The organism is Micromonospora sp. WMMA1949, from assembly GCF_027460145.1.
GTDB lineage: Bacteria > Actinomycetota > Actinomycetes > Mycobacteriales > Micromonosporaceae > Micromonospora.
Genome location: NZ_JAPZBG010000001.1, coordinates 5,654,353 through 5,675,288 on the forward strand (window position 1 = coordinate 5,654,353; position 20,936 = coordinate 5,675,288).

The window sequence follows — 20,936 nt, forward strand, 5'->3', positions numbered from 1 at the left end:
CCGGCCGGCGGGGGCCGCCGGGCAGGAAGGGAGCACATCGTGCGCGCACGAACCCGGACATTGACAGGTGTCCTCGCCGCGGCGGCGCTGGCCGCCGCCGGCTGCAGCCCCACCACCGACGACGGTGGCGGTGACGACCAGAAGACCAAGACCCAGAGCGGCTCGATCTCGTACGAGGCCGCCGACAACCAGGGCCCGGCGAAGCCGGTCGACGGGGCGAGCCGCGGCGGCACCCTCACCGTCATGCAGCCGGCCGACTTCGAACACCTCGACCCGGCCCGCAACTACGTCAACGTGCAGCAGGTCGCCGGCGGGATGCTGTACCGCCCGCTCAACGGCTACAAGGAGGACGGCAGCGGCAAGCTGCTGCTCGTCGGTGACCTGGCCACCAACCCCGGCAAGGACGTGAACGGCGACTGCAAGGTCTGGGAGTTCACGCTGCGCGACGGCGTGAAGTACGAGGACGGCACGCCGGTGAGCAGCAAGGACGTCGCCCACGGCATCGCCCGGTCGTTCGCGGCGAACCTCAACGAGGGCCCGCACTACATCCAGCAGTGGCTCTACCCGGGCGGGGCGTACAACGCCACCTACAAGGGACCGTACGACGGTGGCAAGCCGGTGCCCGACGGCGTCACCACACCCGACGACCGGACCATCCGGTTCACGTTCCCGCAGCCGCACTGCGACCTGCCGTACGCGGCGGCGCTGCCCACCAGCGCGCCCGTGCCGGCGGCGAAGGACACCCGCGCCAACTACGACCTGCGGCCGTTCTCGTCCGGGCCGTACCGGGTGAAGACCTACCAGCGCGACGTGGCGCTGGAGCTGGAACGCAACCCGAACTGGGATCCGGCGACCGACCCGATCCGCAACGCGTACCCGGACGCGATCCGGATGACGTTCGGCCTGGAGCAGGCCCAGATCGCCGAGCGTCTGGTGGCCGACGGACCGGCCGACCAGGCGTCGCTGAGCTGGTCGGACGTGCCGCCGTCGGTGCTGCCCCGCACCACCGGCGCGAGCGTCGCCGATCGGGTGGTGCGCGGTCCGACGCAGTACAACTGGGTGCTCAGCATCAACACCCAGCGGGTCACCGACCTGAGCGTACGGCGGGCGCTGAACTACGCCGTCGACAAGGACGCGCTGCTCAAGGTGCTCGGCGGGCAGGCGGCCGGCTCACCGGCCACCACGCTCATGTCACCCACCACCGCCGGGTTCGTCCCGTACGACGTGTTCAACGCTCCGGTCACCGGCGACAAGGCCAAGACCGCCGAACTGCTCGCCGGCAAGCGGCCGAAGCTGGTGCTCGCCCACTCCAACCTGGAACTGCGCACCCAGCAGGCCGAGGCGCTGCGCAAGAACCTCACCGACATGGGCTTCGACATCGTGATGAAGCCGATCGACAACAGCAGCTACTACGACGAAGTCGGCCGCAAGGACAACCCGTACGACATGTACCTCACCGGCTGGGGCTCGGACTGGCCCACCGGCTCCACTGTCATCCCGCCGGTCTACGACGGACGGGAGATCGTGGCCGAGGGCAACCAGAACCTGTCGTACCTCAACGAGCCGTCGGTCAGCGCGGAGATCGACCGGGTCCGCGACCTGCCGGCCGCGGAGCAGGACGCCGGCTGGATGGCGCTCGACCGCACGATCATGGAGAAGTACGCCCCGGTCGTGCCCTGCTACTACGACGCCACCTACGAGCTGCACGGCTCGAAGGTCGGCAACGCCTTCCTCAGCGACGCGTTCGGGATCATCTCGCTCAACGGCATCTACGTGAAGAAGTGACAGCCGCGTGGGGGCGGCTGCCACGGCGGCCGCCCCCACGCCCACACCGGGGGAGGTGCTCCCGTGCTCCGTTTCGTCGTACGGCGGCTGCTCGTCGCCGCCCTGACCCTGGTCGTCATCAGCCTTGTCACGTTCGGTCTGTTCTTCGCGGTGCCGAGCAGCCCGGCGAAGGTGATGTGTGGCAAGAACTGCACGGCCGAGGACATCGCCCAGGTCGAGCGCCGCCTCGGCATCGACCAGCCGCTGCCCCGGCAGTACGCCGACTTCGTCGGCGGCGTCTTCGCCGGCCGTACCTACGGCGAAGGTGACTTCCGGCAGGAGTGCCCGGCGCCCTGCCTGGGCTACTCGTTCCGCAACAACCAGCCGGTCACCGAGATCGTCGCCCAGCGGGCACCGGTGACGTTCAGCATCGTCCTCGGCGGCGCCGTGCTCTGGCTCGGCCTCGGCGTCTCGCTGGGCATGGTGTCGGCACTGCGCCGGGGTACGGCGTTCGACCGCGCCGCCATCGGTGTCACGCTGGCCGGGGCGTCCATGCAGGTGTACTTCTTCGGGCTGATCCTGCTCTACCTGCTCGTCTACTCCACCGGCCTGCTGCCGTTCCCCAGCTACACCCCGCTGACCGAGAGCCCGCTGCGCTGGGCGGCCGGGCTGCTGCTGCCCTGGATGACGCTGGGCTTTCTCAACTCGGCGCTGTACGCCCGGCTGTCCCGGGCCCAGATGCTGGAGACGCTGTCGGAGGACTTCGTCCGTACCGCCCGGGCGAAGGGGCTGCCCGCCCGGAAGGTGCACACCCGGCACGCGCTGCGGGCGGCGATCACGCCGATCGTGACGATCGCCGGGCTGGACATCGGCACCAGCCTCGGCGGCACGTTCATTACCGAGACCATCTTCGGCCTCCAGGGTCTCGGCAAGGCGACAGTGGAGGCGGTGCAGTTCCTCAACCTGCCGGTGGTGATGGCGACGGTGCTGCTGGCCGCGGTGTTCATCGTGGTCGCCAACATCGTGGTCGACGTGCTGTACGCGGTGATCGACCCACGGGTCCGGCTGAGCTGACGGGAGGGAACGGACATGGTGGAGCTTCCGGCGCCGCGTCGCGGCGAGGGCCCGTACCTGCGGGTCGAGGAACTGCGGGTGCGGTTCGACACCGAGGACGGCGTGGTCCGGGCGGTGGACGGGGTGTCGTTCGCGGTGGAGCGGGGTCGCACGCTGGGAATCGTGGGGGAGTCCGGTTCCGGTAAGAGCGTCACGTCGCTGGCGATTCTCGGTTTGCACAACGCGAAGCGGACGGCCATCTCGGGGGAGATCTGGGTGGGTGGGCGTCAGCTGGTGGGGTTGGGTGAGGAGGAGGTGCGGCGGCTGCGGGGCCGGGACATGGCGATGATCTTTCAGGATCCGTTGTCGGCGTTGCATCCGTACTACTCGGTGGGTAGGCAGATCGCGGAGGCGTACCGGGTGCACCACCCGAAGGCCGGGAAGCGGGAGGCCCGCAGCCGGGCGGTGGACATGCTGGGGCGGGTCGGGATTCCGCAGCCGGCCAGGCGGTTCGAGCAGTATCCGCACGAGTTCTCCGGTGGGATGCGGCAGCGGGCGATGATCGCGATGGCGCTTGTGAACGACCCGGATCTGCTGATCGCGGACGAGCCGACCACGGCACTCGACGTGACGGTGCAGGCGCAGATCCTGGATCTGCTGGCGGATCTGCAGGAGGAGTTCCGGTCGGCGATCGTGTTGATCACCCACGATCTGGGTGTGGTCAGTCAGGTGGCTGATGACGTGTTGGTGATGTATGCGGGTCGGGCGGTGGAGCACGGGAGTGTGCAGCGGGTGTTGCGGGCGCCGCAGCATCCGTACACGTGGGGGTTGTTGTCGAGTGTGCCGTCGTTGCACGGCGACGCCGACGCGGACCTGGTGCCCATTCCGGGCAACCCGCCCAGCCTGATCAACCTGCCGCCGGGGTGCGCGTTTCACCCGCGCTGCCGGTGGGCCGGGGTGAACGGCGACCGGTCCCGCGCGGAGGTACCGGAGCTGGGCACCGCTGGTGCGCCGGGTCATCTGGCGGCGTGTCATCTGCCGGTAGCGGCGCGGGAGCGCATCTACCGCGACGAGGTCGCACAGGTGGGGGTGGCCCGATGAACACGGTGGCGAACGGGCAGGTGCCGGTGGTGGGCGTCTCGGGGGCGGGAAGCGACGCGGGCGGCGCGGCCCGGCTCGCGGCGGAGCCGCTGCTGTCGGTGCGCGGTCTGACGAAGCACTTCCCCGTCCGGCAGGGCCTGCGTGCCACGGGTGCGGTGCGGGCGGTCGACGGGTTGGACTTCGACGTGCGCCCGGGCGAAACGTTGGGGCTGGTGGGGGAGTCGGGCTGTGGGAAGACCACGACCGGGCGGATGCTCGTGCGCCTGCTGGAGCCGACCGCGGGGTCGATCGCGTTCGCGGGGCGGGACATCACGCACGCGAAACGTGGTGAGTTGCGCGGGTTGCGGCAGGACCTGCAGATCATCTTCCAGGACCCGTACGCGTCGTTGAACCCCCGGCACACGGTCGGGCGGATCGTGGCGATGCCGTTGCAGGTCAACCGGATCACCCCACCCGGCGGCGTCAAACACCGCGTCCAGGAGTTGCTGGAACTCGTGGGCCTGAATCCGGAGCACTACAACCGGTACCCGCACGAGTTCTCCGGCGGGCAACGCCAACGCATCGGCATCGCCCGCGCCCTCGCCCTGAAACCGAAACTCATCGTCGCCGACGAACCCGTCTCCGCGCTGGACGTATCCATCCAGGCGCAGGTCATCAACCTGCTGCGCAGCCTGCAACGCGACCTGGACCTGGCGTTCGTGTTCATCGCCCACGACCTCGCCGTCATCCGGCACTTCTGCCACCGCGTCGCCGTCATGTACCTCGGCAAGATCGTCGAGATCGGCGACCGCGACACCATCTACACCCACCCTCAGCACCCCTACACCAGGGCCCTGCTGTCCGCCATCCCCGACGTCACCACTCTCGGACCCGCCGGCCGCATCCGCCTCACCGGCGACGTCCCCACCCCACTGAACCCACCATCGGGCTGCCGCTTCCGCACCCGCTGCTGGAAAGCCACCGACCACTGCGCCACCGAAGAACCCGCGCTGACCACCCGCGACGGCGGCACACAGCTCACCGCCTGCCACTACCCGGAGCAGCAGCAAGCACCGCTCGACGCACCGACCGGCGAACCCGTGGGAGCCACCCCCGAACCCGGTAGCAACGAACGCACCTGACCCACGACGGGGCCGGGGGCGACCGTGCCCGGCGCAGGGATCAAGCCTGACCGCCCGGAGCCGGGCACGGTCGCCCCCGGCCCCAAACCGCAAGCTAGACGGAACGCCAGGAATCCGAGGAAAGCGCAGAAGCCTGCGGCCCCATCACCAGCATCCCCCCGTCCACCGCCCACGACGCCCCCGTCACGTACGCCGCCGCCGGCGAGGCGAGCATCGCCACCACCGCCGCCACCTCCCGCGCGTCACCGGGACGTCCCACCGGCACGCCGGGCCGGTGCTGCGTGAACGGGTCGACGTCCTCCTGCCCGGTCATCGGGGTGGCGATCTCGCCCGGCGCGACCGCGTTGACGGTGATCCCGTCGGCCGACAGTTCCTGCGCCATCACCTTCGTGAGCAGGCCGAGCCCGCCCTTCGCCGCGCAGTACGCCGACGAGCCGACCCGGGGCGCGTGCTCGTGCACGCTGGTGATGTTGATGATCCGGCCGCCCCGTCCGGCCGCGCGCATCCGCCGGGCGGCCCGCTGCGAGCACAGGAACGGGCCGTCCAGGTCGACAGCCAGCACCTCGCGCCACTTCGCCCAGCTCACGTCCACGAACGGCTCGGACAGGCCGGTGCCGGCGTTGTTGACGAGCACGCCCAGGCCGCCGAGCCGGTCGGCCAGCTCGTCGATGACCGCCGCCGCCTCGGGGCGCCGGGTCAGGTCCAGCTCGGCGGTCTCGCAGCGGCGGCCGGTGGCGCGTACCTCGGTCGCCGTGCGTTCGGCGCCCTCCGCGTCGCCGTACCAGGTGATGCCGATGTCGTAGCCGGCCTCGGCGAGCGCCACCGCGCACGCCTTGCCGATGCCGGAGTCCGCGCCGGTGACGATCGCGACACGGTCGTAGTCCTCGTATCGTTCGGGCATGTCCGCGCACTACCCGCGGGCGGCGACCTCAACCGGCCGGACGACCCCGGCTCACCCGGCGGTTTCGTCGGAGCTGCTCGCTAGGGTACGGGCGTGATCGCCGATGACTCCGATGCCGTGACAGTCCGCTTCCTGCGCATGATGCGTGGCGAGATAGGCGCCGAACGGGTGGGGGAGGATTCGCTCGGCCGCACCGCCGATCTCGCCCGGCGCTGGTGGGGCACCGGCGACGCCGCCGACGCGCGGCTCGCCGACGCGCTGCGCGAGCTGCACGGCGAGCCGGTCGACCCGGCGGAGTTCGACGCGCTGACGGCGCGCGACCGGACCGACCCCGACGCCTGACCACGCCGGCGCCCGCGATCCGCGCGCCGGCGCCGAATCGGCCGGCGTCAGCCCGTCCGGACCGGCACGGCGAACCGGGGCGCGTCAGCGGTGAGCAGCGCCGTCCGCGACGGCACGCGCCACTGCTCGGCCAGCGCCGCGGCCAGCTCGTCCAGCATCCGGCGTACGGTCGGCGCCGCCCCCTCGTGCATCGCCTCGACCACCACCAGCACCTCGGCGGTGCCTGCCCGTACCGCTGACGCGCCGCTCTGCCGGTGGCACCAGCGCCGGGCGTGCGCGTGTCCGCCCTGGTCGGCGAAGATCACCTCGCCCGGCGCGGGTTGCTCGCTCTCCCCGCCGAGACCCAGGTAGGACTCGGTGCCGTCGGCCGGGCGTACGGTCAGGTCGCCGTCGATCTCTGCCAGGTCGAGCACTGCTACCGGGACGGCGTACCGGACCGAGAGCGCGTTGCCGAGGTCGACGAGTGGGTGCAGCCGGGGCAGGTCCCCGTCCCGCCGCAGACGGCGCAGCAGCGACTCGGCGGCGCAGCGGTAGCGGGTCGGCGGGCAGCCCATCCGGGCGAACGCCCGACGCCACGCCTGGATCTCCGGGAAGCCACCCTCCGGCCCGGCGGCGAGCCGGTTCCGGGCGGCGCCGAGATACCCGGCCAGCAGCGGCGTGACGTCGGCGTCGGGCGTGACACCGGCGGCGTGCAGGACGCCGCAGGTCAGCTCCGGATAGGCCGACCAGATCTCGGGGGAGTGCCGGAAGCGCACGGGAAAGACTCCTTCTACGGGCGAGCGAGTACGGGTCAGGCGGTGAACGCGAGGCCGAGGCCCAGGGCGAGGAAGCTGCCGGCGAAGGCGTGCCGCAGCAGCGCGGTCAGCCGGGGCCGGGACAGCACCCGGCGGCGCAGCGCGCCGGCCAGGAGCGCGTACCCGGCGAACACCAGCAGTGTGACGGCCATGAACACCAGGCCGCAGGCGAGCATGCGCACGGTGGCGGCGGGCGCGTCCGGCGGCACGAACTGGGGCAGGAACGCCACGAAGAACACCGTCACCTTCGGGTTCAGCAGGTTCATCAGCACCCCGTCGCGGAAGACCGCCGCCGCCGGGCGCGGGGGCCGGTCGCCGTCGAGGGCGAACGCGCCCCGGTCGCGCAGTGCCGACCAGGCCATCCAGAGCAGGTACGCCACACCCAGCCAGGTCACCACGCGGAACGCCGGGGTGCCGGCGCGCAGCAGGGCGGCGAGGCCGGTCACGGCAGCGATCACGTGCGGGACGAGACTGAGCGTGCCGCCGGCGGCAGCGGCCAGGCCGGCCCGGCGTCCGCCGGCCACGGTGGTGGCGAGCGTGTGCATCACCCCGGTGCCCGGCGTGATCGCGACGACGAGTGTGGTCAGCAGGAATGCGACTGTCATGCGGTCCAGCCTGTGGCCATAATGGTCCGATGGACAGGGCCAAAGCCGTCGTCATCGAGGAGTCCAAAGCGGCCGGTACGGACTTCCTCCAGCTCGACGTCGGCGAGGCGCCGCCGGGTGGCCGCGCGGACTGGCTGGCCGCCCGCCTGCGATCGGCGATCGCCGACGGCCGGGCACCGGTGGGCACCCGCCTGCCGGCCAGCCGGGTGCTCGCCGCCGAGCTGGGTGTCTCCCGGGGCGTGGTGACCGAGGCGTACCAGCGGCTGGCCGAGGACGGGCAGATCGCCGGGCGTGGCCGGGCCGGAACGGTGGTGGTCGCCTCGCCGGCCGCCGTGGTGACCCGGCCGCCCCGGCCGAGGAGAGCGGCCGAGGTGTTCGCCGGCCGGCCCGGCCTCGACGCCTTCGACGAGCTGCGCGCCGTACCCGCCGAGGTGGACCTGACGCCCGGCGTACCCGATCTGGCGGCCTTTCCCCGCGCGGCCTGGCTGCGGGCCGAACGCAACGTCCTGCACCGGCTGACGCCCGCCGCGCTCGGCTACGGCGACCCGGCCGGCACGCCCGCGCTACGGCTCGCGGTCGCGAACTGGCTGGCCCGCAGCCGGGGCATCCGCGCCGATCCGGCCGAGGTGGTGATCGTGTCCGGGGTCTCCCAGGCGCTCGGCCTGCTCGCGCGGGTGCTGCGCGATCGGGGTACGCACACCGTCGCGGTGGAGGACCCCGGCTCCCTCGGCGTACGGCAGCACCTGGCGTACTCCGGGCTGGCGACCCCGCCGGTCCCGGTGGACGACAGGGGCCTGTGCGTCGACGAGCTGGAGCGGTCCGGCGCGCCGGCCGTGCTGCTCACCCCGGCGCACCAGTTCCCGACCGGGGTGGTGCTCGACGGGGACCGGCGCCGACGACTGCTGCGGTGGGCACGCGACGGCGGCCTGGTGGTGGAGGACGACTACGACGCCGAGCACCGCTACGACCGTCCGCCGGTACCGGCGCTGCGGGGCATGGCGCCGGACCGGGTCTGCTACGTCGGCAGCATCTCCAAGCTGCTCGCGCCGGCCCTGCGGATCGGGTGGATGCTGGTGCCGCCCGCGCTGCACGCCGACGCGGTGGCCGTGAAGCGGGCGGCCGATCTGGGCAACGCGGCGCTGGCGCAGCTCGTCCTGGCCGAGCTGATGGAGTCCGGCGCGCTGGAACGGCACCTGCGGCTGCTGCGCCATCGGCACGTACGCCGCCGGGACGCGATGATCCGGGCGGTCGGCGCGTACCTGCCGGGGGCGGTGGTGCACGGCGCGGCGGCCGGGCTGCACCTGATGGTCACGCTGCCCGGCGACGTCGACGACCGGGCGTTGGCGGCGGCGGCGTTGCGCCGGGGCGTGAAGGTCCACCCGCTGTCGTGGCACGGCCAGCGCCCGCAGCCGCCCGGCCTGGTCCTCGGCTACGCCGCGACCCCACCCTCCGACATCGACAGTGCCCTCGCGACGGTGGCCGAGGCCCGCCGCCTCCTCACCCCGCCCCGGTGATCAAGGAGTTCGGGTACGAGTCGATCTCCTCCAAGGACACAAACGCCTTGATCAACGGGGAATATGGGGGGCGGGCGGGGGTGGGGGGTAGAGGGCGGCCAGGGCTGCGGCGGTCTCGGCCAGGCGGGCGCGCAGCGTCTCCGGGGTGAGGACCTCCACGTCGGCGCCGAGCCGGAGCAGGTCGCCGTGGGCGTGGGTGAGCGACTCGATCGGGATGACCGCGTGCACCCAGCCGGCGGCGTCGGGCGGGCCGGCGCTCGCCTCGGCGGCGGTCACCACCACGTCGCTGCCGACCTCACGCAGCCGGGCGAACCCGCGCGGCGACAGCCGGATGCGCGCCTCGTCGCGGTGCAGCCCGGCCCGGAACTCCACCACGTGCGCGCGCCACCAGGCCGGCAGGTCGAACTCCGGTCGCTCGAACGTCTCCTCCAGCGGGGTCAGGTCGAGGATCTGGTTGACCCGGTAGGTGGCCGGGTCGGCGCGGTCCGGCCGGGCGGCGACCAGATACCAGCGCCCGCCCTTGAGGACCAGCCCGTACGGCTCGAGGACGCGGGTCGTCTCGCCCCGCCAGCCCCGGTACCGCACCCGGACCCGGCGCTGCCGCCACACCGCGTCGGCGGCCTCGGCCAAGTGTGGCGACGGGTCGCCGTCGGAGTACCAGCCCGGCGTGTCCAGGTGGAACCGCTGTTCCAGCCGGGCCGCCCGGTCGGCCAGCGGCGCGGGTAGCGCGGCCCGCAGCTTGAGCTGTACGGCGGCCACGACCGACTGGTAGCCCAGCTCGGCCGCCGGCCCGGGGAGCCCGGCGAAGAGCAGCCGGTCTGCCTCCTCGGCGGTCAGCCCGGTCAGCCGGGTCCGCCAGCCCTCCACGAGCCGGTAGCCGCCGTCGTGCCCGGCCTCGCCGTACAGCGGGATGCCGGCGGCGTGCAGCGCCTCCACGTCCCGGTAGATCGTGCGCACCGACACCTGGAGGCGGGCGGCCAGGTCGGCGGCGGTGAGCCGGCCGTGCGCCTGCAGGAGCAGCAGGATGGACAGGAGTCGACTGGCCCGCATTCTGCTGACACTAGCTGTCAGGGGAGCGGTCCTAGCGTGCCCGCATGGCTTTTCACGACAAGGAGCTGACCGTGCCGGGGACCGTCGAGGTGGCCGGCCGGCACGTCAAGCGCTACCACATCGACCAGCCGGACCGCCGCCTCGAACCGCGTGTGGTCGACGCCGCGTACGCGTACCTGCCGAAGCTGCTGCCCGCCCCGGACGGCGCCACCCCGCCGGCGAGCTGGGTGGTGCTGCACCGGGGCGCCGACACCGGGGCGTACCTGCTGGCGTACAGCTGGTTCTTCGACAACGTGGTCGAGTGCCGCATCGCGATCGCCGGGCAGCCCGCGCTGGACTGCCCGGACGACGACCCGGCGCACCTCGTGGACCTGACCCGCCCCGGCGTCGGCTGCGTCTGGGAACTGGGCGTGCTGGAACACGAGCGCGTCGCCTGGATCCGGCACGTGCTCGCGCCGGACCGGCCGGACCTCGCGGGCTACCTGGCCGACGCCCGGGCGCAGGGGCCGGTGGGCAGCTGATGGGCGACTTCGACTTCCTCGTCGGCACCTGGGACGTGACCAACCGGCGCCTGCGGCAGCGGCACGTCGGCGCCGACGACTGGGACGAGTTCGCCGGTGTCAGCGAGGCGCGCTCGTTCTTCGACGGCGCCGGCAGCTTCGACGAGATGCGCTGCCCGAGCCGGGGCTTCTCCGGCTCCACGGTGCGCGTCCGGAACCCGTCGACCGGGCTGTGGTCGATCTACTGGATGCACAGCGCGCGGGGCGTGCTGGAGCTGCCGCCGGTGGTGGGCCGGTTCACCGACGGCGCCGGTGAGTTCTACGCCGACGACACCGACGAGGGGCGGCCGGTGCGCTGCCGGTTCATCTGGTCGGCGATCACCGCCGACTCGTGCCGCTGGGAGCAGGCGTTCTCCACCGACGGCGAGCGCACCTGGGAGACCAACTGGATCATGGAGTTCCGCCGGACGGCGTGACCGGCGGCGTGGTGGTCCGGTAGATCGCGGTGAGCCACACGTCGAGCAGCACGTCGACCACGTCCCGCTCGGCCACCGCCGGGCCGTCCCCGGCGAACGTGGCGTACCAGACGCGCTCGTTCATCGAGTTCAGCGCGATGGAGAGGTCCCGGGCGGGCAGCCCGTCCGGGGCCGCGCCGCGGGCGCGTTCGGCCTCGATCGCGGCCTGCACCGCGCGGACCCAGCGTTCCAGCACCTCGGCCCAGAGCCGCCGCACCTCGGCGTTGGTGCCACGCACCTGGGCGCAGGCCAGCACCACGTCCCGGTGCCCGCCGAACGTGGCGTGGAACCGGGCGATCAGCTCCCGCCAGTGGGCGCGCGGATCCTCGGCGAGCCGCTCGAACACGCCTCCGGCGGCGGCGTCGGCCTCCTCGGTGACCCGGTCGAGCAGCGTGAGCAGCACCGCGTCCTTGGACGGGAAGTAGAAGTAGAAGGTGGGCCGGGAGATCCCGGCGCCGCGCGCCAGGTCGTCGATGGAGATGTCGGCGAAGGGGCGCTGCGCCAGCAACCGCTCGGCCGTGGCCAGGATCGCGGTCTCCCGGTCGTCGCCGGTGGACCGGCCGGCCCGCCGCCCGCGCGTCGGCGCGGCGCCGGTCGGCGTACGGGCGGTCGTCATGTCGGCTGATGCTACACCCGCTCGACACCATGTCGATTCGACTCGACACGGTGTTGACTGCGGTCGACGGCGATGGATAGTGTCCGGTCCACCGCCGGTGCGAACGGGAGAAACCGATGGCCGCAGACCACGTCGACGTCCTCATCGTCGGGGCCGGCCTGTCCGGCATCGGCGCCGCCGTCCACCTCGGACGCGAATGCCCCGGCAAGACCTACGCGGTGCTGGAGGCCCGGGGCGCCATCGGCGGCACCTGGGACCTGTTCCGCTACCCGGGCATCCGCTCCGACTCCGACATGTACACCCTCGGCTACTCGTTCAAGCCGTGGACCGACCCGAAGGCCATCGCCGACGGCGACTCCATCCGGGCGTACGTGCGCCAGACCGCCCGCGAGTACGACGTGGAACGGCACATCCGCTTCCACCACCGGGCGGTGCGCGCCGAGTGGGACAGCACCACCGCGCGCTGGACCGTCCACGCCCACCGCGACGACACCGGCGAGGACGTCACCCTCACCTGCGGGTTCCTCTTCACCAACTCCGGCTACTACCGCTACGACTCCGGCTACACGCCGCGGTTCCCCGGCGTCGAGCGGTACGCCGGCACGCTCGTGCACCCGCAGCACTGGCCCGAGGACCTCGACTACACCGGCAAGCGGGTCGTGGTGATCGGCAGCGGCGCCACAGCCGTCACCCTGGTCCCGGCCATGGCCGAGCGGGCCGCGCACGTCACCATGCTCCAGCGCTCACCCACGTACGTGATCGCGCTGCCCTCGCGCGACCCGTTCGCCGACGCCGCGCGGCGCTGGCTGTCCCCGAGGGCCGCGTACGCGGTGGCCCGGTGGAAGAACGTCACGCTCGGCGTGGCCAACTTCCAGCTCAGCCGCCGCGCCCCCGGTGTGGTGAAGCGGTTCCTGCGCCGCGCCGCGAAGGGCCGCCTGCCGTCCGGGTACGACGTCGACAGGCACTTCTCGCCCCGCTACAACCCGTGGGACCAGCGCCTGTGCGTGGTGCCGGACGGGGACCTGTTCGCCGCGCTGAGCGCCGGGCGCGCGTCGGTGGTCACCGACACCATCGACACGTTCACCGAGCGGGGCATCCGGCTCGCCTCCGGTGAGGAGCTGCCCGCCGACGTGGTGGTCACCGCCACCGGCCTCAACCTGCTCGCGCTCGGCGGCATGACCCTCGCCGTGGACGGCGCCGAGGTCGACCTCGCCTCGACGGTGGCCTACAAGGGCATGATGCTGTCCGGCGTGCCGAACTTCGCCATGACCATCGGCTACACCAACGCCTCTTGGACGCTCAAGGCCGACCTCGTCGCCACGTACGTCTGCCGGCTGCTGCGTCACCTCGACGACACCGGCCGGCAGATCGTCACGCCGCTCGCCCCGGACACCGACGACCTCGAACCGATCATCGACCTGAAGTCCGGGTACGTGCTGCGCGCCGTCGACCAGCTGCCCAAGCAGGGTCCGCACGCGCCGTGGCGGCTGCACCAGAACTACCCCCGCGACGTACGCCTGATGCGGCACGGCCCGCTCACCGACGGCGTACGGTTCGACCGCGCCGGCCGACCCGCCGCGACCGCCACCAGCTCGGGAGGAACCGATGCGTGACCTCGTCCTCCCCGGCGGCACGGCGGTGCTCACCGGCGCGGCGAGCGGCATCGGCGCGGCGCTGGCGCACGGGCTGGCCCGGCGCGGCGCCGACCTGGTGCTGCTCGACCGGGACGCCGACGGCCTGGCCGCCACCGTCGCCGCGATCCGGGCCGCGTACCCGGACCGGCAGGTGGAGACCCACGTGGTCGACCTGGCCGACGCCGACGCCACCGACCGGGTCGCCGCCGAGATCCACCGCGCGCACCCCCGGATCCGGCTGCTGATCAACAACGCCGGCGTGGCCCTGGGCGGGCGCTTCGACGAGGTCACCCTGGAGGAGTTCCTCTGGGTCATCGAGATCAACTTCCGGGCGGTGGTGCGCCTGACCCACGCGCTGCTGCCCGCGCTCAAGGCCGAACCCGGCGCCCACCTGGTGAACGTGTCCAGCCTGTTCGGCCTGATCGCGCCCGCCGGGCAGGCCGCGTACGCGGCGAGCAAGTTCGCCGTGCGCGGCTTCACCGAGGCGCTACGGCACGAACTCGTCGACGACGGCATCGGCGTCACGTCGGTGCACCCGGGCGGTATCCGCACCCGGATCGCCGCCAGCGCCCGCGTGGGCAGCGGCGTCTCCCGGGAGGAGTACGAGGCCGGGCGCAAGCAGTTCGAAAAGCTGCTGACCATCGACCCGGCGGTCGCCGCCGAGGTGATCCTGCGCGGGGCGCAGCGACGCCGCGGCCGGGTGCTCATCGGCTGGTCGGCGAAGCTGCCCGACCTGCTCGCCCGCGTCGCGCCGGCCGGGTACGGCAGGGTGCTCGCCCTGGGCATGCGCCCGTCCCGCCCGGCGGCGGCCGTCACCGAGGCGCCGGCGCCACGGACCGAGGCGCCCGCCGGCCGGGCCGGCGCCGACGTGCCGGTCGGCGGGGCCGAGGTGCCGACCAGCGGGGCCGACGCGCCGGTCCCGGCCGCCCGGACCGGCGAGGAGGCCGCGCGGGAACCCGGACGCACGGCGTGACAGTGGCCCTGCCGCCGGCCGGCGAGCGCACCGTCGACGGGCGGCGCGTGCGTTGCCGGATCAGCGGCGACGGCCCGCCCGTGGTGCTGCTGCACGGCATCGGCCGTACCCTCGACGACTTCACCGCCCTGCACACGGCGCTGGCCCGCGACCACCTGGTGCTCGCGGCGGACCTGCCCGGGCACGGTGGCTCCGCGCCGCTGGACGGCCCGCACACGCTTGCGGCGCTGGCCGCCGCGGTGGCCGGCTTCCTGGACTCAGCCGGGGTGACCGGCCCGGCGCACCTGGTCGGCAACTCCCTCGGCGGGGCGGTGGCCATGCGCCTGGCCGCCGACGAACCGCAACGCGTCGCCAGCCTGGCGTTGCTCAACAGCGCCGGCTTCGGCCGCGAGGTGACGGTGGCGCTGCGGCTGCTCGCGGTACGCCCGCTGGCCCGCCTGCTGCTGCGCCCCGATCCGAGGATCATCCGCCGGACCGAGCGGGCCATCTTCTTCGACCCGGCGTACGTCACCGAGGAGCGGCTCGCCCTCGCGCTCGCCGTGGCCGGGCAGCCGCACGCGGCCCGGGTGATGCTGGAGCTGGTCCGCGACCTGGGCACCTGGCGTGGGGTACGCCCGCAGTGGCGCACCGACCTGCTCGACGCGGTGGCCGCGCTCGACCTGCCCACCCTGCTCGTCTGGGGTGAGCGCGACCTCATCCTTCCCGCGGCGCACCTGGCGTACGCCCGCACCCGGCTGCCGAACGCGCGCAGCCACCTGTTCCGCGACACCGGGCACATGCCGCAGATCGAGCGGACCGCCGAGGTGGAGGCGTTGCTGCGGGAGCTGTGGGCCTGACCGTGGCCCGCGCCACTGTCCCGGCCCGCGCCGGACCGCCCGGGCGACCGGGGGAGCAAGCTTAGATACATGACGCATCCCAGCCGGACCGCGCCGTCCGCCGCCGAGCGGGCGTACCGGCACCTCAAGCAGGCGATCCTCGAACAGGTCTACCCGGGTGGCCAGCTCGTCAGCGAGGGCGAGATCGCCGAGGCGACAGGGGTGTCCCGCACGCCGGTCCGGGAGGCGCTGCTGCGGCTGGAGACCGAAGGGCTGGTCCGGCTCTACCCGAAACGCGGCGCGCTGATCCGGCCGGTGTCGGCCCGGGAGATCGCCGACGTCATCGAGGCGCGCCGGCTGGTCGAGCTGCACGCCGCCGACCGGGTCTGGCCGCGCCGCGCCGCGCTGCGCGCCGACCTGGCCCGCCGGCTGGACGAGATGCGCCGCGCGCACGCCGCCGGTGACCTCACCGCGCTGATGGCGGCCGACCGCTCGTTCCACGCCGCGGTGGTCGAGGCGGCCGGCAACGAGATCCTGGCCGAGCTGTACCACCGGCTGCGCGACCGGCAGCTACGGATGGGTGAGGCCAGCTTCCGGCTCTCGCCCGGCTGGGCCGAGGTCGCCCTCGCCGAGCACGCCGGTCAGCTCGCCGCGCTCGACGGCGACGACCCGCAGGCGTGGCACGACGCGGTCGCCGCGCACATCGACACCGCCGCGCGGATGCTCGGGACGCTGCGGTGAGCGGCGGTCGCCGGCCCGCCGCCCTGGTGTACGCGGTAGCCGTCACCGCCTACCTGACGGCCGTGTTCCACCGCAGCTCCCTCGGCGTGACAGGGGTCGACGCGGCGGACCGCTTCCACATCAACGCCGCCGCGCTCGCCACGTTCTCCGTCGCCCAGCTCGCCGTCTACGCCGCCATGCAGGTGCCGGTCGGCGTGCTGCTGGACCGCTACGGCTCGCGCCGGCTGCTGCTGGCCGGCGGCGCGCTGATGGTGGCCGGGCAGCTCCTGTTCGCCGTCGCCACCGACGTACCGGCCGCGGTCGCCGCGCGGGTGCTGGTCGGCCTCGGTGACGCAATGACGTTCATCAGCGTGCTGCGCATCGTCGCGTTCTGGTTCCCCGGCCGCCGCAACCCGCTGCTGGTGCAGCTCACCGGCACCGTCGGCCAGCTCGGCGCGGTGCTCGGCGCCGTACCCCTGGTGCTGCTGCTGCACCGCGCCGGCTGGACCCCGGCGTTCCTGACCGCCGCCGCGCTCGGCGCGACGGTGGTGCTGATGGTCCTCGTCGCGGTCCGCGACACCCCGCACGCCGAGCACGCCACCGCGCTCGCCCCCGACCTGGCCACGGTGCGCCGCCAGCTCGCCGACGCCTGGGCCGAGCCGGGCACCCGGCTGGGCCTGTGGACACACTTCGTCACGCAGTTCTCCGGCTCGGTGTTCGCGCTGCTGTGGGGCTACCCGTTCCTGGTGCAGGGACAGGGCTTCTCGCCCACGGCGGCGGCCGGGCTGCTCACCCTGATGACGATGGTGACGCTCGTGTGCGGGCCGGTGCTCGCACACCTGTGCGGCCGTTACCCGTTCCACCGCTCGGTGCTGGTCTTCGCCATCACCGCCGCCACCGCCGGGATGTGGGGGGTGGTGCTGGCCTGGCCCGGCCCGGCACCGCACGCGTTGCTGGTGGCGCTCGTGGTGGTGCTCGCGGTCAACGGACCCGGTTCGATGATCGGGTTCGACTACGCCCGCACGTTCAACCCGGTGCACCGCATCGGCAGTGCCACAGGCATCGTCAACGTCGGCGGCTTCGTCGCCTCGATCGCGCTGATCCTGGCCGTCGGCCTGGTGCTCGACCTGGCCACCCCGGCCGGGCGGGACGCGCCGCCGCTGTCCGCGTTCCGCTGGGCGTTCGCCGTCCAGTTCCTGCTCTGGGCGCTCGGCGCGGCGCAGGTGCTGCGCTACCGCAACGCCGCCCGTCGCCGGCTCGCCGGCGAGCGGGCCGCCGCGGCGGTCCCGGCGACGGCCTGAGGACGCGGGCAGCCCGGCGCGACCGGCTCAGGGCCGGTGCCGCACCAGCGAGTCGAGCACCAGGGTCAGCCCCGCGCCGACCAGCCACACGTCCTTGGCCAGGCCGATGCCCTCCTGGCTCGGCCGCAGGCTGGTGCCCTCCCGCATGCCGGGCGTCTTCAGGTAGAGCTGCACCAGCCCGGCGCCGAACGCGGTGAGCGCGGCCCCGGCCAGCAGCGACGGCACGAACGGCGCGAGCAGCGCCGCGCCGAGCGCCGTTTCGCCCCGGGACAGCAGCTTGGCGAACCGGTCCGGCGGGATCTGCCGCAGCTGCGGCATCGCGCCGACCGCCATGCCGTGCATGCCCGCGGCGGCCTCACCCTCCAGGGCCCGCTTCCCTAGCCCGGAGTTCAGGATGTACGCGCCGATGGCGACCCGCAGCGGCGCATGCGACAGCCTCATGATCACTCCCGTCCCACCAGGTAGAACCGGCACACCGGGTACCCGGTCATGACCAGGACAATCCGGCGGGCTTCATTGGTTCGCGGGTCATGATCAGCGGTAGGTTCGGGGTGCAGAAGCACGCTACAAGGGAGGCACTGTGAGCCAGGAAGTCCGGGGAGTCGTGTCGCGGCGCAAGGGTGCGCCCGTGGAGGTCACCACCATCGTGGTGCCGGACCCGGGGCCGGGCGAGGCGGTGGTCCGCATCCAGTCGTGCGGCGTCTGCCACACCGACCTGCACTACCGCGAGGGCGGCATCAACGACGACTACCCGTTCCTGCTCGGCCACGAGGCCGCCGGCATCGTGGAGCAGGTCGGCGACGGCGTCACCGATGTGGCCCCCGGCGACTTCGTGGTGCTCAACTGGCGGGCGGTCTGCGGCCAGTGCCGGGCCTGCCGCCGGGGCCGCCCCTGGTACTGCTTCGCCACCCACAACGCGACGCAGAAGATGACGCTCACCGACGGCACCGAGCTGACCCCGGCGCTCGGCATCGGCGCGTTCGCCGAGAAGACGCTCGTGCACGCCGGGCAGTGCACCAAGGTCGACCCGTCGGCCCGGCCGGCGGCCGTCGGCCTGCTCGGCTGCGGCGTGATGGCCGGCCTCGGCGCGGCCATGAACACCGGCAACGTGACCCGGGGCGACTCGGTCGCGGTGATCGGCTGCGGCGGCGTCGGCGACGCGGCGGTGGCCGGCGCGGCCCTGGCCGGCGCGACCACGATCATCGCCGTGGACACCGACTCCCGCAAGCTCGACTGGGCGCGCAAGTTCGGCGCCACCCACACCGTCAACGCCTCCGAGGACGACGCGGTGGAGGCCATCCGCGCGGCCACCGGCGGCTTCGGCGCCGACGTGGTGATCGACGCGGTCGGCCGCCCGGAGACCTGGAAGCAGGCGTTCTACGCGCGCGACCTGGCCGGCACCGTCGTGCTGGTCGGCGTGCCGACCCCGGAGATGACCGTCGACCTGCCGCTGCTGGACGTCTTCGGCCGCGGCGGCGCGCTCAAGTCCAGCTGGTACGGCGACTGCCTGCCCAGCCGCGACTTCCCGATGCTGACCGAGCTGTACCGGCAGGGCCGGCTGGACCTGGACGCCTTCGTCACCGAGGAGATCGCCCTCGACCAGGTCGAGGAGGCGTTCAACCGGATGCACCACGGCGACGTGCTGCGCTCGGTGGTGGTCTTCCCGTGACCGCCCGCGTCGACCACGCCGTCACCTCCGGCACGTTCTCGCTGGACGGCCAGACGTTCGACGTGGACAACAACGTCTGGGTGATCGGTGACGACGCCGAGTGCGTCGTCCTCGACGCGCCGCACGACGTGGCCGCCATCCGCGAGGTGATCGGCGACCGGCGGGTGGTCGCGATCGTGGCCACCCACGCCCACGACGACCACGTCCGCGTCGCGCCCGAGCTGGCCCGGGCCACCGGCGCGCCGGTGCTGCTGCACCCGGCCGACCGGGTGCTGTGGGACATGGTGCACCCGGACACGGCACCGGACGGCGAGCTGACCGACGGGCAGACGATCAGCGTCGGCGGCACCACGCTGCGGGTGATGCACACCCCGGGCCACAGCCCCGGCGCGTGCAGCCTGTACGCCCCCGACCTGGGCGCGGTCTTCACCGGCGACACCCTGTTCGCCGGTGGACCGGGCGCGACCGGCCGGTCGTACAGCGACTTCGGCACCATCGTCGAGTCGATCCGTACCCGGCTGCTCACGCTCCCGCCGGAGACGGTGGTGCACACCGGGCACGGCGACGACACCACGATCGGCGCCGAGGCGCCGCACCTGGACGAGTGGATCGCCCGGGGCCACTGAGGACACGCCCGAGCGGGCCCGGCCGGAGTGATCCGGTCCGGGCCCGCTCGCGCGTCCCGGCCCTGGCGGGGCGCCGTCCCGGCCGGGAAACCGGGTGGCCGCGCGATGTCGGGCCCGGTGATACTCGGGCCCGTGCCCGTCGCCACCCTCACCGACGCCCAGTCCGCCGCGCTGCGCCACGTCCGCGACGTCGCGCTGCGCGACCGCCCGGCGGCGCTCGCCGTCATCGCCCGCCACCTCGCCGCCTCCGGCACCACCTACCGGTACGAGGAGGTCGTCGCCGCGATCACCGGGTACGGGCGGCTGACGCTCAACTTCCACCCGGACCGGGTGCTGCGCGACGGCCGCACAGTGGTCGAGGCCCTCGAGGAGGAGGGCGTCTACCGCAGCCAGTTCGAGACCGGCATCTCCAACGGCGGGCTGACCGCGTATCCGGGCGGCGACCGGGACGCGTGGGAGCAGGCGATGTTCGGCGGCGCGTACCAGCGTGCCGGCGTTCTTCCGGCGGAGCGCCCGAAGTACGGCGGCCTGAACCTGCTCGACCACGCCGACGGCGCGTGCCCCCGGTTCGGCTCCTGCCACCTGCGGCTGCGCCCGGAGGTGCTGGCCCGGGCCACGTTCACCTTCGGTGACAGCCACGTCGAGCCCACCGAGTTCGGCACCGTCGACGTCTTCGAGCCGGTGTTCGCGGCGCTGCTGACCGCCACCGCCGGCACCGGCGTCGCCCTGGGCGTGGCCGGCACGGACACCGGCACGCTGCTGCGGGCGTTGCTGCGCCGCCGGGAACGGGAGTCCGGCCGGGTCGGCCGGGCGCTGGACGACTACATCGAGGCGCAGGTGCACGGCGAGATCAACCTGTCCCGCGACGTCGAGGCGCTCGTGGTCGACCCGTCGTTCCGGGGCACCGACGTGGGACGGCGCCTGGAGGGGATCGCCGCGCGGCACGGCCTGGCGCTGCGCTTCCACCCCGGGTTCGTGCTGCCGGTCGACGGGGTGGACGCCGAGTTCCGCGGCCCGGACATCCCGCCGCTGGCGGTACGGGTGGCTGCCGAGTTCGGGCGGCCGGGGGAGCAGCTGCACGCGGCGCTCGTCGGCCGGGCCGCCGCGTCGGTGGTACGCGAGCCGCAGCGCTGGGCCGACCGGGGGCCGGCGGCGGTGACCCTGCAGCACCTCAAGCAGCTCTGGCACGTCCTGGTCCGGTTCGGCGGTCCGGCCTGATCGTCCCGGTCCGCGCCCTGAGCGGCCCTGCTGCCCGGAATCCCGGGTGACCTGGACCGCAGCCTCGGCCCTGCCCGGCATTTCCGGAATGACCGACACTGCGG

General features: G+C 73.5%; 22 protein-coding genes. 16 read left to right on the forward strand and 6 right to left on the reverse strand.

What is annotated here, in order from left to right; genetic code table 11:
* The first annotated feature begins 39 nt into the window (after positions 1–39).
* From O7607_RS26360 to O7607_RS26375, 4 genes are all read left to right on the forward strand, one after another.
* The gene (locus O7607_RS26360; RefSeq protein WP_269705957.1) at positions 40–1,785 is read left to right on the forward strand and encodes an ABC transporter substrate-binding protein; all 1,746 of its coding nucleotides are present in this window, start codon (positions 40–42) and stop codon (positions 1,783–1,785) included.
* Positions 1,786–1,848: 63 nt separating this feature from the next.
* Entirely contained in the window at positions 1,849–2,838 is a 990-nt protein-coding gene (locus tag O7607_RS26365; protein ID WP_269705959.1) for an ABC transporter permease, read from the forward strand.
* Between the two features lie 15 nt (positions 2,839–2,853).
* Positions 2,854–3,918 (forward strand): ABC transporter ATP-binding protein, encoded by a 1,065-nt coding sequence (locus O7607_RS26370; protein ID WP_269705961.1) that lies wholly within the window; start codon positions 2,854–2,856, stop codon positions 3,916–3,918.
* On the forward strand, positions 3,915–5,039 hold the full coding sequence (locus O7607_RS26375) for an ABC transporter ATP-binding protein (RefSeq protein WP_269705963.1): 1,125 nt from the start codon (positions 3,915–3,917) through the stop codon (positions 5,037–5,039). Before O7607_RS26370 ends, O7607_RS26375 begins: the two co-directional genes overlap by 4 nt.
* 94 nt (positions 5,040–5,133) lie before the next feature.
* Here the strand turns inward: O7607_RS26375 and O7607_RS26380 are convergent, their stop codons facing one another.
* Positions 5,134–5,940: an SDR family oxidoreductase gene (locus O7607_RS26380; RefSeq protein WP_269705965.1), complete on the reverse strand. Its 807-nt coding sequence runs from the start codon at positions 5,938–5,940 to the stop codon at positions 5,134–5,136.
* Between the two features lie 93 nt (positions 5,941–6,033).
* Here O7607_RS26380 and O7607_RS26385 point away from each other — a divergent pair, with 93 nt between their 5' ends.
* On the forward strand, positions 6,034–6,282 hold the full coding sequence (locus O7607_RS26385; RefSeq protein ID WP_269705967.1) for a hypothetical protein: 249 nt from the start codon (positions 6,034–6,036) through the stop codon (positions 6,280–6,282).
* 47 nt (positions 6,283–6,329) lie between these two features.
* Here the strand turns inward: O7607_RS26385 and O7607_RS26390 are convergent, their stop codons facing one another.
* Positions 6,330–7,037, reverse strand: coding sequence for a B3/B4 domain-containing protein (locus tag O7607_RS26390; protein ID WP_269705969.1), 708 nt, complete (start codon positions 7,035–7,037; stop codon positions 6,330–6,332).
* Between the two features lie 35 nt (positions 7,038–7,072).
* Positions 7,073–7,681 carry a LysE family translocator gene (locus O7607_RS26395; RefSeq protein ID WP_269705971.1) on the reverse strand — a complete coding sequence of 203 codons (609 nt, stop codon included), beginning with the start codon at positions 7,679–7,681 and terminating at the stop codon, positions 7,073–7,075.
* 29 nt (positions 7,682–7,710) lie between these two features.
* Between O7607_RS26395 and pdxR the strand changes: the two genes are divergently transcribed.
* A complete protein-coding gene (gene pdxR, locus O7607_RS26400) occupies positions 7,711–9,195 on the forward strand; it encodes a MocR-like pyridoxine biosynthesis transcription factor PdxR (RefSeq protein ID WP_269705973.1) in 1,485 nt (494 codons plus the stop codon).
* A 51-nt stretch (positions 9,196–9,246) separates the two neighbouring features.
* Here the strand turns inward: pdxR and O7607_RS26405 are convergent, their stop codons facing one another.
* A complete protein-coding gene (locus tag O7607_RS26405) occupies positions 9,247–10,245 on the reverse strand; it encodes a helix-turn-helix transcriptional regulator (protein ID WP_269705975.1) in 999 nt (332 codons plus the stop codon).
* Positions 10,246–10,289: 44 nt separating this feature from the next.
* On the opposite strand from O7607_RS26405, the gene O7607_RS26410 reads away from it, so the two are divergent.
* Both O7607_RS26410 and O7607_RS26415 read left to right on the forward strand, forming a co-directional pair.
* On the forward strand, positions 10,290–10,766 hold the full coding sequence (locus tag O7607_RS26410) for a hypothetical protein (RefSeq protein ID WP_269705977.1): 477 nt from the start codon (positions 10,290–10,292) through the stop codon (positions 10,764–10,766).
* Positions 10,766–11,221 carry a hypothetical protein gene (locus O7607_RS26415; RefSeq protein ID WP_269705979.1) on the forward strand — a complete coding sequence of 152 codons (456 nt, stop codon included), beginning with the start codon at positions 10,766–10,768 and terminating at the stop codon, positions 11,219–11,221. Before O7607_RS26410 ends, O7607_RS26415 begins: the two co-directional genes overlap by 1 nt.
* On the opposite strand, the gene O7607_RS26420 is transcribed toward O7607_RS26415, so the two are convergent.
* A complete protein-coding gene (locus O7607_RS26420; RefSeq protein WP_269705981.1) occupies positions 11,196–11,876 on the reverse strand; it encodes a TetR/AcrR family transcriptional regulator in 681 nt (226 codons plus the stop codon). The genes O7607_RS26415 and O7607_RS26420 overlap by 26 nt on opposite strands.
* A 116-nt stretch (positions 11,877–11,992) precedes the next feature.
* Here O7607_RS26420 and O7607_RS26425 point away from each other — a divergent pair, with 116 nt between their 5' ends.
* From O7607_RS26425 to O7607_RS26445, 5 genes are all read left to right on the forward strand, one after another.
* On the forward strand, positions 11,993–13,489 hold the full coding sequence (locus tag O7607_RS26425; protein WP_269705983.1) for a flavin-containing monooxygenase: 1,497 nt from the start codon (positions 11,993–11,995) through the stop codon (positions 13,487–13,489).
* Positions 13,482–14,483: an SDR family NAD(P)-dependent oxidoreductase gene (locus O7607_RS26430; protein WP_269705984.1), complete on the forward strand. Its 1,002-nt coding sequence runs from the start codon at positions 13,482–13,484 to the stop codon at positions 14,481–14,483. Before O7607_RS26425 ends, O7607_RS26430 begins: the two co-directional genes overlap by 8 nt.
* Positions 14,480–15,319 (forward strand): alpha/beta fold hydrolase, encoded by an 840-nt coding sequence (locus O7607_RS26435; protein WP_269705986.1) that lies wholly within the window; start codon positions 14,480–14,482, stop codon positions 15,317–15,319. Before O7607_RS26430 ends, O7607_RS26435 begins: the two co-directional genes overlap by 4 nt.
* A gap of 69 nt (positions 15,320–15,388) precedes the next feature.
* Entirely contained in the window at positions 15,389–16,039 is a 651-nt protein-coding gene (locus O7607_RS26440; protein ID WP_269705988.1) for a GntR family transcriptional regulator, read from the forward strand.
* On the forward strand, positions 16,036–17,319 hold the full coding sequence (locus O7607_RS26445) for an MFS transporter (protein WP_269705990.1): 1,284 nt from the start codon (positions 16,036–16,038) through the stop codon (positions 17,317–17,319). Before O7607_RS26440 ends, O7607_RS26445 begins: the two co-directional genes overlap by 4 nt.
* 27 nt (positions 17,320–17,346) lie before the next feature.
* Here O7607_RS26445 and O7607_RS26450 read toward each other — a convergent pair whose 3' ends face one another.
* Positions 17,347–17,760 carry a hypothetical protein gene (locus O7607_RS26450; protein WP_269705992.1) on the reverse strand — a complete coding sequence of 138 codons (414 nt, stop codon included), beginning with the start codon at positions 17,758–17,760 and terminating at the stop codon, positions 17,347–17,349.
* A gap of 139 nt (positions 17,761–17,899) precedes the next feature.
* Between O7607_RS26450 and O7607_RS26455 the strand changes: the two genes are divergently transcribed.
* From O7607_RS26455 to O7607_RS26465, 3 genes are all read left to right on the forward strand, one after another.
* A complete protein-coding gene (locus O7607_RS26455; RefSeq protein ID WP_073829418.1) occupies positions 17,900–18,988 on the forward strand; it encodes an S-(hydroxymethyl)mycothiol dehydrogenase in 1,089 nt (362 codons plus the stop codon).
* Entirely contained in the window at positions 18,985–19,614 is a 630-nt protein-coding gene (locus O7607_RS26460) for an MBL fold metallo-hydrolase (protein ID WP_269705994.1), read from the forward strand. The genes O7607_RS26455 and O7607_RS26460 overlap by 4 nt, the downstream gene beginning before the upstream one ends.
* Before the next feature lie 117 nt (positions 19,615–19,731).
* Positions 19,732–20,832, forward strand: a complete 1,101-nt coding sequence (locus tag O7607_RS26465) for a DUF3626 domain-containing protein (RefSeq protein ID WP_269707084.1) — start codon at positions 19,732–19,734, stop codon at positions 20,830–20,832.
* Positions 20,833–20,936 lie beyond the last annotated feature (104 nt).